General features: G+C 41.5%; 13 protein-coding genes and 2 pseudogenes. 5 read left to right on the top strand and 10 right to left on the bottom strand.

Annotated features, from left to right (window positions below):
- Positions 1-170: 170 nt before the first annotated feature.
- The 8 genes from DP116_RS17515 to DP116_RS17480 all read right to left on the bottom strand — a co-directional run bounded on the left by DP116_RS17515 (position 171) and on the right by DP116_RS17480 (position 10,082).
- Positions 171-2,018, bottom strand: coding sequence for a hypothetical protein (locus DP116_RS17515; RefSeq protein ID WP_169156392.1), 1,848 nt, complete (start codon positions 2,016-2,018; stop codon positions 171-173).
- A 17-nt stretch (positions 2,019-2,035) separates the two neighbouring features.
- On the bottom strand, positions 2,036-2,713 hold the full coding sequence (locus DP116_RS17510) for a hypothetical protein (protein WP_169156391.1): 678 nt from the start codon (positions 2,711-2,713) through the stop codon (positions 2,036-2,038).
- A gap of 13 nt (positions 2,714-2,726) precedes the next feature.
- Complete coding sequence (locus DP116_RS17505) at positions 2,727-3,551, bottom strand: hypothetical protein (protein ID WP_169156390.1); 825 nt, start codon at positions 3,549-3,551, stop codon at positions 2,727-2,729.
- 341 nt (positions 3,552-3,892) lie between these two features.
- Entirely contained in the window at positions 3,893-4,951 is a 1,059-nt protein-coding gene (locus tag DP116_RS17500; RefSeq protein WP_169156389.1) for a hypothetical protein, read from the bottom strand.
- Between the two features lie 211 nt (positions 4,952-5,162).
- The gene (locus tag DP116_RS17495; RefSeq protein ID WP_211173339.1) at positions 5,163-6,071 is read right to left on the bottom strand and encodes a hypothetical protein; all 909 of its coding nucleotides are present in this window, start codon (positions 6,069-6,071) and stop codon (positions 5,163-5,165) included.
- A gap of 362 nt (positions 6,072-6,433) precedes the next feature.
- Positions 6,434-9,181, bottom strand: a complete 2,748-nt coding sequence (locus DP116_RS17490; RefSeq protein ID WP_169156388.1) for a putative type IV secretion/conjugal transfer ATPase — start codon at positions 9,179-9,181, stop codon at positions 6,434-6,436.
- Positions 9,129-9,506, bottom strand: coding sequence for a hypothetical protein (locus DP116_RS17485; RefSeq protein WP_048870954.1), 378 nt, complete (start codon positions 9,504-9,506; stop codon positions 9,129-9,131). Before DP116_RS17485 ends, DP116_RS17490 begins: the two co-directional genes overlap by 53 nt.
- A gap of 18 nt (positions 9,507-9,524) precedes the next feature.
- Entirely contained in the window at positions 9,525-10,082 is a 558-nt protein-coding gene (locus DP116_RS17480; RefSeq protein WP_169156387.1) for a hypothetical protein, read from the bottom strand.
- 640 nt (positions 10,083-10,722) lie between these two features.
- Here DP116_RS17480 and DP116_RS30740 point away from each other — a divergent pair.
- Positions 10,723-11,031 (top strand): annotated as a pseudogene (locus DP116_RS30740) (hypothetical protein); the annotation flags it as partial.
- Positions 11,032-11,113: 82 nt separating this feature from the next.
- A complete protein-coding gene (locus DP116_RS17470) occupies positions 11,114-11,371 on the top strand; it encodes a hypothetical protein (RefSeq protein WP_169156380.1) in 258 nt (85 codons plus the stop codon).
- A 267-nt stretch (positions 11,372-11,638) separates the two neighbouring features.
- On the opposite strand, the gene DP116_RS17465 is transcribed toward DP116_RS17470, so the two are convergent.
- On the bottom strand, positions 11,639-12,211 hold the full coding sequence (locus DP116_RS17465; protein ID WP_169156385.1) for a group I truncated hemoglobin: 573 nt from the start codon (positions 12,209-12,211) through the stop codon (positions 11,639-11,641).
- A gap of 342 nt (positions 12,212-12,553) precedes the next feature.
- Between DP116_RS17465 and DP116_RS17460 the strand changes: the two genes are divergently transcribed.
- Positions 12,554-12,889, top strand: coding sequence for a DUF4870 domain-containing protein (locus DP116_RS17460; RefSeq protein WP_169156384.1), 336 nt, complete (start codon positions 12,554-12,556; stop codon positions 12,887-12,889).
- Positions 12,890-12,922: 33 nt separating this feature from the next.
- On the opposite strand, the gene DP116_RS17455 is transcribed toward DP116_RS17460, so the two are convergent.
- Positions 12,923-13,627 (bottom strand): Uma2 family endonuclease, encoded by a 705-nt coding sequence (locus DP116_RS17455; RefSeq protein ID WP_169156383.1) that lies wholly within the window; start codon positions 13,625-13,627, stop codon positions 12,923-12,925.
- A gap of 482 nt (positions 13,628-14,109) precedes the next feature.
- Here DP116_RS17455 and DP116_RS17450 point away from each other — a divergent pair, with 482 nt between their 5' ends.
- Together DP116_RS17450 and DP116_RS17445 are read left to right on the top strand one after the other, a co-directional pair.
- On the top strand, positions 14,110-15,696 hold the full coding sequence (locus DP116_RS17450; RefSeq protein WP_169156382.1) for an alkaline phosphatase D family protein: 1,587 nt from the start codon (positions 14,110-14,112) through the stop codon (positions 15,694-15,696).
- Positions 15,697-15,913: 217 nt separating this feature from the next.
- Positions 15,914-16,790 (top strand): annotated as a pseudogene (locus DP116_RS17445) (GMC oxidoreductase); the annotation flags it as partial.

Here is a 16,790-nt window from a genome sequence, read left to right as displayed (position 1 = left end):
CCCCTTAATCCCCTCCCCGCTTGCGGGGAGGGGAGGTAAAGCGCAGCTTTACCGGGGTGGGGTGCAGTCAACGTGGAAATCATAACTCATTCGCCGAACATGATATGAAATATACAACCTAAATCGTATACTTAAGTATCTAAGTCAATTGACAACAAGTAAGCAACAACCTAAAACCGCGTTATTTGATTAGCAACCACTTCAACCTCTGTACCCGCTGGCAAATACCAAATGTTACTTTTTGTAATCATCTCGTTGATTGCTTGTTGGTTACGCTGGTTCAGTTGGGGTACAAGGGCATTCATACCGCCTTCTAAAACTGCACCAGCGATGTTTCTTGGTTGTTTGGTTTCGCTAAAATAGCCACAATATTGCTGAACACTACGCTGCGCGTCATTAAGACCATCACATGTATTTCTAGTTTTTGTCTCAGGAAGGTTAATTGTCCTTCCTATTTGACCAGCCCCCCCCAAGCCGAAGATGAATGTGTCCATAGCTGAGATCTTTCCAGATTTGTCAGGATATTTCTTAGCAAGTAAAGGTCTTCCGCCAGGTGCGCGAACTTTCATTGCACTTTGACGTAGGCGAGTTTCTGTGAGATTACTTTTATTTTGAGAAACAACTGAAACGACTGTTAGGTTTAACGCTCCGGTTTCAGAAACTTGGTCAAGTTGAGCTAATAATTCGGTATTTGCAGGTAGTGCGATCGCCCCATCTACAGACTTCAATGGTTCCCGCAGACGCACAACAAATTGACTGTCATTCTTATTATTATTGTTATTGTTATTGCTATTACTATTACTATTATTACTCCCGATCCTATTTGCTTCTCCAAAAACAGCAGTTGCTAACACAGCTTTGGCATTAGTTCCTACTGCAACAGATTTACCAGTATACTGAGTTGTTTCGTTTGTTGTTGCTTCTGCTGGTGTCTGTTGAGGATTCGCTGCTGTATTTCTCCTATTTGGAACAGGTAAGATTTGTGCGTTGTCTCTATTCCTGGAATTTAATTCAGAACCCAAAGTAGATGGAGGGGAATTTGCGACTCTTGGTAAACTTGGTGTTGGAGTGGGAGTAGGAGTGGCTGTTGGAGTTGGAGTGGGAGTGGGAGTGGGTATTGATAAAGCGAAGGGAATTTGTGCTAACTCCGATGGATTTAATCCTGGGATTGATAACTCAAAGGATGGAGATATTGAAGGTTTAGCTGTTGGTTGAGGAGTCTGCTGAGGAGGCACAGTAGGTTGAGGAGGCACAGGACGCACAGTAGGTTGAGGAGGCACAGGAGAAATTGGTTTTGGCTGCTGCACTACAACACGTTGAGGAACTCTGACAATTCGTTCAACAACACGAGGTACGTAAACAGTCTGTGCTGGTGTGGGTACTCTTTGAACTACCACCCGCGTGACAGTTTGTGGTTTAATTCTTGGTTGTGCTGGAGTTGGTTTTGGCTGAGTTGTCGGTCTGACACTTTTTAACTGAAGCTGTGCTAATTTCACAGCTTTTGCTTGTTCAGCTAATGCTAGTTTGGTTTTTAAAATCTCAATTTCTTCTTCTGGTTTTAATTGCTCTATTTTATTCGATTCATTCTCGTTACGAGTTATCTGTGGAAAATTCTTCGGCGCTTGTTTATTTGTTCCACTCATAAGTTGAGTCAGAAACGCACCTGCTACCAAAGCCACACTCAGGGTAGCAGCACCCACCACACCTACCTTGGCAAAAGGGTTAGATGACAATGCTTGTTTTGTTTTCTGTGAGGATGGATGAGAAGGAGGTGCTTCGTCAGGATTAGCACTAGAAGTCTCTGAAAGACTGCTTTCTGGACGAGATGGGGGAATTTGTTCTTCTAAACCAACTAAATTTGCCATCCGTTGATGCCAATCTGATGGTTGTACTTCATGCGAATGATGATTGTTAGATGAGGAGTGTGAATTATTATGATTGTTATGATTGTTATTATTAGAATGATTGTTATGATTGTTAGAATTATTTGAATTATGAGAGTTTGGTAGGTTGTTCATGAGTGTCTTTCCTTTAGCTAGGGGCATTTTTTTTGTTTAATGTCACAAATATTCGCAATTTCTAACCTCGCTTCATTAAGGCGGTATATTGCTGAGTATAAAGGATTTTCTACATTTGGGATAGAAATTGCTTGTGTCTCTAACGCCCGAATCAATATTTTTTTATTAAAAGGTATTGCTTCCCCCATTTTGTTATTATAACCTGCGAAAATCAAGCGATTGGCCACGATTTCTACTTGCCATTGACCATCAGCTATTTTTTCGGGTTGAGAGATTCTGCGGATTAACAATAAGCTTTCTGCATTTCCTCCGGGATTGGCTAACACACCTTTAGGAATTCCCTGTGTCGTTTCCACCTCAAATTTTCGCCTCACATCACCAGATAAAAGTTCGGAAGTTGCTTGCCAAACTATTTGCTGTGGTTGTTTGTCTGACCAAGTAAACATCATGGTCATTGTTTCACCAACAAAACGCCGAATCGTTTCTGGATTGCGTTCTAAATTTTCTTGGGAATCTATTGTTATGGCACGACCATCAACAAGTTGCACTAAACTTTGTGGTAATTGACCACTCAGCCTTTTGAGCATAGACTGGTGATACATCAGCAATAATATAGTTAACACATTCAACACAAAGGTTGCGACAACGAAAACAGGAAGAATACTAGTATTATTCTTTTTTTGGTTAAATAGCATGAGCTTTTTCTACCTATCGTGTAAAGCTACCAGAATTAGGAATATCTCCACAGCGTTGCGACTGACTTTTTGGCGAAGAATCATAGCCATTTGTGAGACAGAAATCACTCACTTCGTAAATTTCTAAGTTTTGCGCGCGGACACTATAGACAGCTTTCTGCAATGGAGTCAGACTGTTCGATAGGGGATGTCCAAAAGAATCTACTGAACGTACGAAAAAATCCTTATTAAAAGGAATTAATAGCTTTTTATTGTCACTACGTCTAATCTGCACAATATTAGCAACCATACCAACGCGCCATCGACCAGGCGCGATTTTTTCAGGAGGATAAACTCGTTGGATAACTAACTGTCCTGTCAACGCTTGGTTATTGTTTTTAGAAAAAATCTCTGGCGGTGTCATCTCCGCAATTTGTGCCAAAAAACCTTGGCGAAAATCTTCTGAAAGTGCGAAACTCCCTACCCAACTACTAGTAGAAACTTTTTTCGTCAAATTTTGTAGAGTATTAATAGGTATCCCTGGATCAGGTTTAGGGTTAGTTGCGTCTTCAACGCTGGCTGGTGGGAGTGTTCCAGACCAGTTGAACATAGCAGCCATTGTTTTAGCAACAAATTGGCGAATGACTTCTGGTTCTCGTTCAAGAGTGTCAATTTGAGAGACTCTCTTACCATCAACAAGTTGGACAAAAGTGAGAGGTTTTTTATGAATGAGACCGTAGATACGTAAACCTTCAAATAATAAGAAAATGGCTGCCAAGAAATGTAGACTGAAGGTAAAAATAGTAAAGAGCGTTAAAAGATTGACAGAGGACTTTTTTTCTTGTAATAACTTGGTCATAATGCCATTCACCTCAGGGTTATTTCATTCTTCTAGCCTCATAGTCCACCCGGAAATGAATTTCCGGGCTAATAATTCAAGTCCACTCAAGTGGACTAATATTCTGACTGGTTAGTATTGAGTCCTCTTAAGAGGACTTTTGCTATTAGCCAGGGGTTTTTAACCCTTGGCGGGCGAGTCTTGCAAGTGGTGCAAGATATTAGAATAATTGTAGGTTGGGTTAAGCAAAGCGCAACCCAACACAACCCAAGATAACCGTTGGGTTTCGTTCCTCAACCCAACCTACTAACTAGCTGTTCCCTGTTAAGCGTTCCCTCTTATATTTTAGACTCCTAATTTTTCTAAACTCTTTGCTGTATCCACACAGAAGTGTTGCTGATGGCGTTGAAAACGGCAAATCCCCCAGCAGCAGCCAAACCTAAAGATATAATTGGTGCCAGAACTCCTAACAGAATCATAAACCACATCAAGTCTGGATCTGCATCGAGATTTTGCGCTGGACCATTCACAATCACTGCAGCGGATATCACAGCAATAATATTGAAAGAAATCTTGGCAATACCAATAGAAAATAATCCCGTGAGCCATGCGAAAATAGGTTTACCCGCCACAGGTAGCAAAGACCCTCCTACTGCTAGGGGTCCTAAAGCTGCTATGAGTAACATCGTCACTTCTATTAAGTTTTGAAAAGCAGACTGTAAGGAAACTAAAAGATTTTTGATAATCGTTTGAGTTGTGGAACCCACCAGAGAGTTAAAACCAAATTCTGAGACATTACCAGTGCTGATCACTATCTGATTAACTTTAATTTCAAGTCTGTCTATCCAAGGTTGGATACCGTATGTATTTCTGTACTGTCCCAAGAGGACATCTATTTTTTCTTTTGCTTTAATGAAACAATTAGTTTGTTGTTGACCTGTGAGAGACTGACAAGGACGCAATAAACCACCAACAACTTCTTCACCAACACTCATATTCAGTGCTTGCTGATAAGTTTGATTGACATCGGCGGCTTCTACAACTTGCTGATTGATTGTGTTGAGAAAATCTCTTAATCCCAGTGTCAAATTAGAGAGTGCAGTTCCATTGCCCGGATTAGCTAACAACAATACGACTATGAAGGGCCAAATCAAAGCAGATAAGGGACGAGAATATTCATTATCCAGCACATCTTTTATCCACTGTGCCATGAAAAAAAGTAAAGTTCCGACTGCAAAGAAAATACCCAGGTTTGTCAGCGCTCCATATAAGTTATTGTTTGTGTTATTTTGTAATAAATCAATCCACTGCTTATCCCAACCTTCAGCAATACTTTGTGCAGTCACGACACCATTTGTCAAAACATTACTGGTGTCAAGTTGAAGTTGAGCCAAAAAAATTTTTACATTATAAATCCACATTTTTCTTCTTCGTTCCCTCGCTCAGCTTTCTTCCTCGTTCCCTCGCTCAGCTTTCTTCCTCGTTCCCTGGCTCAGCCAGGGAATGCTACAATGGAGGCTCTGCCTCAACACAAAAGGCAGAGCCTTTGAGAATGCGTTCCCACGCAGAGCATGGGAACGAGAATGAGAAATTAGAAAGCCACATCTTACCATCACTTTATCTTGATTCCTCCTATGGTGTTTCCAAGGGAGAAGGGATATTCTCTGAGGAAGGAGGATTCGTTTCTGTAGGAGAAGGATTATTTTCTGAGGAAGGAGGATTCGTTTGTAAAGGAAGAGGGTTACTGCTTTTCCTAAACAAATCAGTTTGAGAAGTGACTCGCAAAAGTCGTGCGACTTCGGCTGATGTACCCACTCTTCTAGCACGATTCACCTCATTCATTTGCTGGGAGATATCTGCTAAATTCAAGTTGGAATATTGGATGTCATTACGCAATTGGATTGTATTTCCTAGGGTTTCTCCTGTGATCTTGGTTTGTTCTCTTTGAATATTGATGTTTTGTAATTCTAACTCTACTAACCCCTGCATCATCAGGAATTGCGCTTGATCGCATACATTTGCTAAATTGTTATTGCCAACACCAGGTGTCGAGCACATTGCTCCTTGGCTTTGGCTTTGGCTTTGTATTTCCGAGTACTTCTGCTGAGCTGTATTAGCAGCTCTATTGCTCTTATTAACAGCTTGCTCAGTATTCTGTAATTTACCTTTTAAACGAGTTTGTCCATCTCTCCCAAAAACACCTTCAACTGCACTACGGGTAATATATCGATTAATTTCACTACTCACTTGTTTACCATATACTGCTGGATTATTCTCAAACTTATCCGAAATTGAGTACTGAGTAATCTGGTCACGAGTATACTGACTAGCATAATTAGGATTAGGAAGATTGAGATCACCTGATGAACTTGTGATTGCTGATTGTGTCTGCAATTCAACAGGGTTTAAAGTCTCAGAAATATTGTTTGTAATATAATTTCTAAAATCAGTTGTGTACAATTGAAAATCAGTCCAAACAGTTCCCAATTCTGCTATGGCTGGTAAGGTTCCTAAAAATGCCACAGCAAAAAAAGAAGTCATGATGATTTGAGATTTGCCAATTTTGAGCATAATATCAGGTTAGGTTTAATGACTTGCGATTGCTTTGGAGGATGTTTGAGAAGTATATTTTTGTTATTCTGTAGACGCTCGTCTGTTAAAACTGAGATCTTGCACCAGTTCCAACAACCGCCTAGGGTTAGAAACCCTAGGCTTATAGTCAAAGTCCTCTTAAGAGGACTAAATGCTGATTCACCAAAGTATTCAGTCCACTTGAGTGGACTTGGGCTAAAAGCCTGTGAACTTCAGTTCTGGGCGGGCGAGGTTGCGTTCTTGAGAATGGTATAAGATTTCAGTTACATTATTCCTTTGTCTAAAATTATTTTAAATTCTACCCCCTCACCTCAATAACCACGAATTGATCCGATCAATTGACGCGCAAAATGAGAAACCGCCTCAAATTTATCTCCATATCGTTGCATTGCTTGATTACGTGCAGCTTGTTCATCAGGATTATTCGCCACGACTGCTAACTGTTCAAACCCTGGATAATAACGACAGTAAGTATAGACGCCATTATCATCAAGCAGCCACTGACTATAAATGTCTTCTTTACGAGGGAAAAAACCTTCTGACGCATTGCGAGCAATAATTTCGCGAGGATATTTTAAAATCTGTACGAAACTATCAACCGCAACGGGTTGAATGCGACCAATTAATCTTGTTGATAAGTTTTGCAGTATCTTGGAAGCAGCTTTAGATTTGGCGATTGTGTCAGGGTCTTGTCCTGATAAAATAACTCTAACCCCTGCTTTTGCTCCGTTCGCGCAAAGTCTACCTACCAAATCAGAAATTTGGTCGAATTCAAACAGAATTGGTGCTTCATCGATAAAGAATATCGAGGCGGGACTACTCAAAGCACGTCGCAGTGCTGCTGAATACGCACTTAAAGACAGCAATGCTGCATCTTCGTTATCTGATAAGTTTCTCAATGCAAAAACTAAAAGTTGAGCATCAGTTGGAAAACTCGAAGGTGCAGAAACAGCTTGTCCGACTCGACTTTCCACCCAGAAGCGCAAACGGAGATTGATAACTTCGAGTGCATCATCAATTCTGCCACCTATACCATGCAGGTTAAGATGTTCCCGCGAACAGAAGATGATAAAGTCCCTCAAAGTTGGAGTTTTTTGCCAAGCTTCAGTACCAAATCCTTCCAATATCGCTGCATAGTATCGCTTTTGAATTCCTTCGTCGGCGAAGAAGGTGTTTAGGGCTAAGTTGAGAAGCGATCGCACCGTTTGCGCCAGCAATTGATTCCCAGTAGATGAACCCAGCACCATCGTCATCAACGCCGACTCAAGAAACGCGGCGTAGTCTTGAAAGCGTTCTCGTTGTTCTTCTTCACTCAAAAATCGCAAGTCTGGCTGTTCAAACAAATTATTGGATTGTTTGGAAATATCAAAATAAGCTCCTTTCTCTCCAACAAATTCTGTATAGTCGGTAAAGGTAGAGGTACCATCTGGTTTCGGAAAGTCCAAGGCTACGACAGGCATATTATGTGCCAAAGCCTGGGTTAAAATTCCTGACACCAAAACTGATTTCCCCGCGCGAGTTGTCGCAAACAACGCTAAATTTTTGTGCTGGTTAAATAAATCTAGATGAAGTGGTGTTCCGCCTTCGTCAGCAATTAATTCAAAGCCTTTGCGATCGCCCGCCCTTGTTGTCACCAATGGTATCAATCCCCACACTTCATTCGTGAGATACAATTGACGACGGTTAAAGGGTTTGGCTAACAACATTTCCCAAACAATTGGCAGAGTCTGCAACCAAATCTTCCAGGCATATTCCGTTTCCCTAATCACTTGTGCCGGACGTTGAAAACAGTTTTCTATATACCTGCACGCCTCATCCAATTTTTCTGGGCTTTGGCGATGAACGAGAATCGCAATTCCTGTATAGATTGGCAACGCACCTTCATAAATTTGTTCTTGCGCCGCCACAGACTTCCTCAATTTTAATTGTGCGCCGACATCAATCGTATTCCCTTTTTCTTGTGCAACTTTTGACGTTACATTCGACTGCTTCAGCACCCGTTGTAATGTCGTTTTGACTATAGCAGGATTCGCTGCAGTTAACTCACAAAAAATCTCTGTATCTACAATTGCATCCCTAGCAACGAGTTCCCATAAATAACGCAGTTGCGATGCTTTATTCTGCCATCCTCCTGGTTTTTCTAGAAATGTCATCACGCCAACATAGCGATTTTTTAGATTCACCCATTTCCGGTCAGCAACAGGTACATCTGACTCCATTAATAATGTGGTGCTATGGATATTTTCTAATAGTAATTTGCAGCTAGATAAATCAGAATAAATTTCTTCGTGTAGTCCCTTTTCATCTAAAACCAATAATTGGGGAATATCTATCGGTTCAGTACTATTAAATCGTCGCCAAGCTTCCTGCCATAAATCTTTTGCAGTCAAAGCTTTAATATCCAAACCCCATTTATTAGATAAAATTTGTTCCCAACGTCGAAATCCTTCAGTATAAGCATTAGAAATCAGACTTTCTAGTTTTTGGTTTTCCCTTTCTGCTGCTTCACCTTTAAATGATAACCACCAAGACTCAGCCCTTGCCAAAAACTTCTCAATCCAGTCATCAGCAGCCGAAGCATCTGGTTCTACAGTATATGTCACATACACCCGCAGAAATTTTGGTTTTCGGATACCCGCGCGGGTGAGTTGTTGTGTTCTGGCTCTTTCAGAGGTGAGCAAGTACTGTATACTAGGCGACGAGGTTTTCTGTACAAGAGATGCAAGTTCTTGTTGCCGTTTTTTATCTGTAGAAAAAGACCCCAAATGAAAAGTGACTCTTTCCTCTGGTGGAAGGTCTTTTAAACCAGCTTCTATATTGTTACAAATTGTATCTATTTGCTCTGTTCTTAAAGTGGTATGAATGCCTCTGCATTCAAATCCAAAAACAAAACAAAATCTATCTCTTTGGCTCCCTTTGGTCAAAATGTAAGCACCAACATCTCTGCCATCAACTGCAATACGCAGCATGGTGGCAAGATTCAAAGCATCTTCAAAAGGTGTTAGTCTATTTTCTTGACCTGCGATGCCTACGCTTTGTTTTCCGATTTTTTCTTTCATAGTGGAATTCTAGAAAACTTTTATAACGAGCAGTACCTCTTGTCCAGGTCGGAACACCGATAAATTTGCTCAAAAATCGCCAACTTCTACCACCTGTTAGTATCCACCAAGTAGCTATTCCCCAGCCAGCAATTAAGACTGTCCACAACCATTTTTGCCATTCATCTGAGAAGACACCTCCAAAGATGCCATTCACAATCATGTAGGAAACGAGAGCTATAATCGTCCAAGGAAAAATTTGGTCAGCAGGAATTGGTCCTAAGGAAGGTTGGGTTCCTAAAATTTGGTTGACAGGTCGAAATTCTTTATCTCGCTCATCAGTCATAACAAATTCCTGACTTAATCATTGACTACCAACGATAAAGCTGGTCAACACATCAGCAACAGTCACAGCAATGACAACTAACAACGGTGTTCTGGCGACGACTTGCCAATCTTCGTCTTTGCGAACGGCGTTAATCACACCAATCAAAGCAACAGCGATGTAAAGCAAGTAAAGTGCTCTTAAAACATTAAACACCAAACTCACTGCAGCACCTGCACCGGTTTGTTGTGAACCTTGGGTTAAATTGTTTTTGAAAAAGGTTTCTGCTTTTCCAAAAAATTGAGCTGCTGCTGGATCGCTAAAGTAGTCTATCCAAAAGAAACTGAGTATTGCTGAAAATACGAGAGTTTGCAGTAATATGAGCCAAGGTTTCGGTAGACCTATTGTTTGTCCTATTTGCTGAGTAAGTGCTACTGCTATGGTACCCAGAATCAAGCAAAGTAGCAGAGTAGAGCTTTGGGAGCTAATCACACTTAAAAAGACAGCACAAGCAAGCAACAGTGGGACAGATGCCAACACATGAGTGAATAGGTATTTTAGTTGATACCGTACTTCCTGCTTAGATTTTAGAGACATGGACTAACGTTCCTAACTTCTTTAACAAAAACGACTTACACATAGTAATTCATCTATAACTCTTTGTTGATAATGTATCATTACAATCTCAAAAATAACTTAGTCTTGCCATTATTCATTGCACCCTGCGTTTTTTGGTGTTATATTATACTACACAACAAGCGAATGATCAATGGATAATATAACATACCTAAGAAGAATGTAGTGTTGATAAATACGAGTTTCGCTTTTGAAGCTAATACAAAGTAATACATATAGTTGCAAGACATCATGCATAAAACTAGCCAAAAATGTTATGAATCAGCCTGTGAATTCATAACATTATTGGAGTTAGGAACAATCAGAAATAACTATTAACTTTATTAATTAAAAATAAGAAAAAAACGACTATTAACTATTATATTACCTATTCTTAACTTACACGTCATACATTATATATGCTCATGTTGGATGGGAACCGCTGTAAGCCTTTTTAGAGCTAATTTCCTGTTGACAGCAACTATTTTTTAATTGTCTAGGCGAAGGAAATAAAATCATTGCCCAGGGTTTGGTTGGAAACGACGAGGGCTTTTTTGTCATTGGTTTGTCTTTTAAGACAACTCCTTAAAGAAGTGGAGACTGCACTGAAAAGGAAAATTTTATGTCTAAGTTGAGTCGCAGACAAGTACTTATCTTTTTTGCTGGCGCTGCTGGCGCTGTACTGGCAGATCAAGTTTTAGGTGGTACTGTTGATGCAAGAGAAGCAAAATTTGCACCTCTGAGTTTTACACCTGTACGTTTACCACATCCTCTGCCAATTTACAAGCAACAGAAGAACTATTTACCCAGAGAAATTGGACAGGGAAAAACTCTAGATGCTTCACCTGATGTGAAGTTAGTTAGCTACAACGTCGTTGATGATGTCGTTGTACCTCCAGAGTATGAACGGTACGTTATTGTTGGTTGGGGCGATCGTCCGTATACTGCTAAGCCTGTTCTTTCAGAACAGGCTTCCTCGAATCTCCGATTCGAGGCAAAGTCGCTTCGCGACTTTGAGCAGTAGGACGCGCTACGCGATCGCGTTTTTCCAAACCCCGAAGAGTATTTCGGCTACAACTGCGACTACACCGCCTTTGTTCCTGTTGGCAGAGGCAAAGAAAGCAGCTCTCTACGTTGCTCGTTTCAATCCAGATAATACTGGGACGTGGATCGCTTTAAACTTAGAGACTCCCACCAATCCTATTGCGCCATCAGTGATATCTTCTGCAGCGCTGTCTCACCACCTACGTGGACTAACAGAAAATCAATAATTTTGAACCTGCGCAGGCAAGTTTTGACGCTCGTTGCTGCGACTTCTAGTCGCCAAGTAAAGTATGAAATGAGACTTCTCAAACATCATCTAAGTTAATGTAGCCTTAGTAAACCGTTCACCTGAGCATGGAAGATGATTCCCATGCTCATCAAAGATAACCAAACAGAATGGATCAGGGAAATCCAAAAAATAAAAATCCAGCTGTAGGACACGCCTGGATTTTTTATTGCTTGTAAGTGCCTAAGAGTGTACTATCGCTCGTTTATTATCTTTCGACAATCTCGTCTCTGAAACTATTGGCAAACGCCAGTACTTCGTCCTTCTCTGGTTGATTGACGTTGTTTTTATCAAGGGCTTGTGCTATTCCATTAACAAAAGCATCATATTCAGCGTTCGTCAGACCTCCACCAATTCCACTATGGGAAAGCTTCATACTCCGCCCAGTATAAACAGCAGGACCACCAGCCGCTTGGGTGAATTGATCTATCAGCAACTGACGTAGCCGCTGTTTTGAGTTGGTGCTCAAGCCAATAAAGTATTTACCAATCAGTGGGTCATTGAATACGATTTGCGCAGTATCGTCGATGACGGCGGCGATCGCGCTGTAACCTCCTAGCCTCTTATAGAGAGACTTTTCTCCTGAACGTGAATCATAGGGAGCTTTTGCTAAACGTGAATCATATTGGGCTACAGCCACTTGCGCTGTTGATAGTTGTGCTGGCGGCGTTGTCGTCGAACGAGCAAAACTAGGGCTTAATTTGAAAACACTCACAACCACGACTGTGATACAAGCCAATGCCAACCAGAAAGCCTTTGTGAATAGGCTTTGTATTTTCATTATGAAAACTCCTCTCTTAAGTTTGTTACTTAGTAATTTTTCTCCTTACACAAGAAAAATTCTTGAGTGTAATTGCTGAAACATTACTTGCTATAAATTAAACGACATATGCCGTGTACTTACTAGGGGTAATTTTTAAAGATTGAATGAACTCTTAGAAAAATTTCGTGATTTTTTGTTTGTATCCTAATTTTCCTACTTTTTATAACCGTTGTAGGCTGGGTACTTGCTCACCCTAATCTACAAGACAGCAGATGACACCTGTGGCACAAGAAAATTAGAATTGACTTATCGTCAAGATTAGACCCGATTCATCACGTCTACATAACAGGGGGCTATGATATGCAACAGGTGAACCAACGCAGGCTTTTATCAGCCATATGTCACGGAGCAATCTTTTTTAGCTCGACAATTGTCTCTGTTGGCATACCCATTGCAATTATGTTGACTACCAAGGACTCAGTTGTCAAAGCAAATGCCAAAGAATCGCTTAATTTCCACATAAATCTCTACATCTATGCAATTGTTTTTGCATTACTCGTTCTTGTAGCAATTGGTATTCCACTGCTGGCTGTATTAACAATTGTGAGTTTTATAATGCCAATTCTTGCTATTCTTCACATTCTTGATGATCCTAATTTACCCTACCGCTATCCGTTTATTTTTCGTGTGTTGTAGTTGAGAAGTAGAGATACAGAATTTTTTCTTTGATTATTCTTCTGGTAATTCCCCAAATCGCTCTTTATAACGAGCTAACAAGGATTCGAGTTTGACAGCGCGTTGGCGTTCTTGTTCTGCTTGTCTCTCTGCTTCCAGACGTTTCAGCGTTTCCTCTTTGAGCGCCTGGGCTAACTCATCAGGAACCAACAATTTCTGTCCATTATCCAAACGGTAAAAACCAATCACTTTTTCTTCCACTGCTAGACGTAGTTGCAAAGGTTCGCTTTGATTATCGGTGATGGACTCATAACTATCTCCTTTTAGTCGATATCCCTGCAACTTTTGTGAAATCCACTCTCCCTTCGGGTCGAATAACCAATATTCCTGTACTTCTAATGCTTCGTACAGATTTTTCTTGCTACTTTTATCTTCGTCTTGAGTACTTTTTGATGTGATTTCAAAAATCACCTTTGGTACTTGTTTTTCTGACCAAATTTTATAATTGTCTCGTCCTCCTGGCTCTACATCATAAATGACCATCACATCAGGAGCAACGCGCAATTTTGGAAAACCTTCCACATAATACAAGAATTGGTTTGCTAGAACTGTAGCTTGACGATTGAGTAGATACTGTCTGAGAACTTCTAGAGTAGTTAATATGGCGTAAAGATGGTCGTATGTTTCTGCCACAGGTTCTTTATCGCTGCTTGGGTAAATAATACCACATTTAGAGGGGGTAGGGACAACAGCAGTCATTGTTGCAATTCCTCAGTGTTGTTTTTCTATTTTAGAAACCTTAGAGTCAACAACGTGAATCAAACAGTTATCAGTTATCAGTTACCAGGCAGGAAACGGACTCGTCCACCCCTTGTTCCTTGTTCCCTGTTCCCTGTTCCCTGTTCACTGTTCCCTGTTTTAACTGTTTCTTTGCTAGAAATTAACGTCTGAGTGGTAAGTTAAATTCGGCAAAGCAACAGTTGACACTTTGCAGCAGCAGGAAAATTTAATACTTTGGTGTTCTTTAAATAAAAGGATAGACATACTTCATAAAACTATAACAGGCGTTGCCTAGCTCTGGTATTGAATGACAAGGTTTAGTGATTGATGTAACCTGACGTGATTCAAAGTGTGAGTTCGGCGATTAAGATATTGGTTTAGTGGTTTGTCAATTCTCATCCTGCTTGGCTTGTGTTGCCTGTTCCTCTGCGTTCATTTGTGAGTTAGTCAGGGGGAGAACAATGGTAGACTACCAGAATTTTGAGCGGTTTCTCTACAGCCGAATCAAGCGACGGAACTTAATTCTTGGGGCAGGGGTATTGTCTGGTTTGGCGATCGCCAGCCAATTCAATCAACGAGCCATCGCCCAAGTCCCATTTCCCAGTTATCCCTTCACGCTGGGTGTAGCGTCAGGTGAACCCTATCCAACCAGCGTGGTACTGTGGACTCGTCTTGCTCCCAATCCTTTACAAGGCGGCGGAATGCCATCTGTTAATGTGCCAATTCGCTGGGAAGTGGCAACTGACCCCAACCTAAAAAATGTAGTAGCAAAAGGCACTGAAATTGCCATTCCAGAATTAGCTCACTCAGTTAGAGTTGTTGTGAATAAGCTCAAACCCAATACCTGGTACTGGTATCGCTTTACTTCAGGTACAGAAGAAAGTCCAATTGGTCGCACTCGTACAGCTCCTCAACCAGGTAGCGACGTGAGTCAATTTGCCTTTGCATTTGTCTCCTGTCAGCACTACGAGCAGGGGTACTACACAGCATATAAATACTTGGCGCAGGAAGATATAAGCTTGGTAGTGCATACGGGTGACTATATCTATGAGGGAGGAATCGCGTCAAATGGTGTCAGACAGCACAATAGCTCTGAAATTTTCACTCTAGACGATTATCGCAACCGTCACGCCCTTTACAAAACCGATCCAAATCTGCAAGCAACTCATGCAGCATTTCCCTGGATTGTCACTTGGGATGATCACGAGGTGGAAAACAACTACGCCAATGCTACCTCAGAAGTCGATAATGAACCGGATCAAGACCCCCAAGTCTTCTTACAACGTCGGGCGGCTGCTTATCAGGCTTATTATGAGCATATGCCGTTACGACCCTTCTCAAAGCCAGAAGGACCAGATATGCAAATTTTCCGTCGGCTTTCCTTCGGAAATTTGGCAACCTTTCATGTGCTAGATACCCGTCAATATCGCACAGATCAACCCTGTGGAGATGGGACTAAAGAACGTTGTCCAGAAAATTTTGATCCCAATGCAACGATTACTGGTAAACGTCAAGAAAATTGGCTATACCAAGGTCTAGATCGCTCTACGGCTCGTTGGAATATACTGGCACAGCAGGTTATTGTTGCTCAGAGAGACTTGACACCAGGGGAAGGCGCAACTTTCAGCATGGATAAGTGGGATGGATATTTGGCTTCGCGCGATCGCCTAATGAGTTTCTTAGAACAACGCAAACCCTCCAATCCCGTCGTCTTGACAGGCGATGTGCATTCCAACTGGGCAATGGATTTAAAAGCTGACTTTAATAAACCAGAATCTGCTACAGTTGGGAGTGAATTTGTTTGTACTTCAATTAGCACCGGTGGAGATGGGGCAGATTCAAGTCCTACAGTTGAAGCGTATTTACCAGACAATCCGCACATTAAATTTTATAACGGTCAACGAGGATATGTCCGGTGTGTGCTGACTCCCGCAACTTGGCAGACAGACTATCTAGTCTTGTCAAACGTGACAACCCAATCTGGCACAATCAGTAACCGTGCTTCATTTGTAGTTGAAAATGGTCGTCCAGGAATACAGAAAGTTTAGAAAAATAGTTGCTTTTCGTTGAAAAAAGCCAGTATTACATCCTAAGGAGATGTAGTACTGGCTTTTTAGCATTCTACACCTTTTTCGTCATAATCTTGGCAATTTGGCAACCAACTGATTGTAACGAGTGTAAAAACTGAATATACCTAATTTGAATAGGTAATCTAAATTTCATGCCATAAAAAAATTTATTTTTGAAAATTGTAGGAGATTAAGTATGTCTCGGGTGCTGAAGCGTCGTCAATTCCTTCAGGGTTCGCTTGCAGCTGCGGCGAGTGTGGGTGTGTCTGCTGTTCGTGCTTCCGCTGTTCGTACTAAGGAAGATTATGTTGAGGCAATAGTTATTGGTAGCGGTTTTGGTGGAGCAGTCGCATCATTGCGCCTTGGTCAAGCAGGAATTGAAACAATTGTACTGGAGCGGGGGCGACGATGGCAAATCACCGACGCTGGTGATACTTTCTCCACATACCAGCAACCGGATGGTCGTTCTACCTGGCTGAGTCCCACTACGGTAGTATTTGACCAGGTTCCCATTGACGTGTATACTGGCGTGCTTGATGTCAAGAGAGGAGATAATATAAGAGCCTATCGGGGAGCAGGCGTTGGAGGCGGTTCGCTTGTCTACAATGGGGTGACTTATCAGCCGACTCAAGAACTTTTCTATCAAGTCTTTCCACGCACCATTAACTACGAAGAACTTGATCGGGTCTATTACCCGCGAGTGCGTTCTATCCTCAAGCCTTCTCAAATACCAGACGACATCCTACAGACTAACTACTATTTGTCAAGCCGCATTTTTCTGGAGCAAGCAGCAAAGGCAGGTCTAAAAGCTCGCAAGCTTGACATGGCTGTTGATTGGGACATCGTGCGCCAGGAAATCGCAGGTCAAAAGGTTCCTTCCGCCATCACAGGTCAAGTGTACTACGGTATCAACAGTGGTGCGAAAAACAGCTTAGACCGCAACTACTTGAGCATGGCTGAGGCGACTGGAAAAGTCGAAATTCGACCCCTACATGTGGTCACTACGATAGAGGAATCTGTTGACACTCCCCTGCCTAAAGGCGAGGGGATTCTACATTCATCGTCAGAACTTG

Origin of the sequence: Brasilonema bromeliae SPC951 (genome assembly GCF_012912135.1) — a bacterium.
Lineage (GTDB): Bacteria > Cyanobacteriota > Cyanobacteriia > Cyanobacteriales > Nostocaceae > Brasilonema > Brasilonema bromeliae.
Note: the sequence above shows the minus strand (reverse complement) of the source record. Positions and strands in the feature narration are given on the sequence as shown.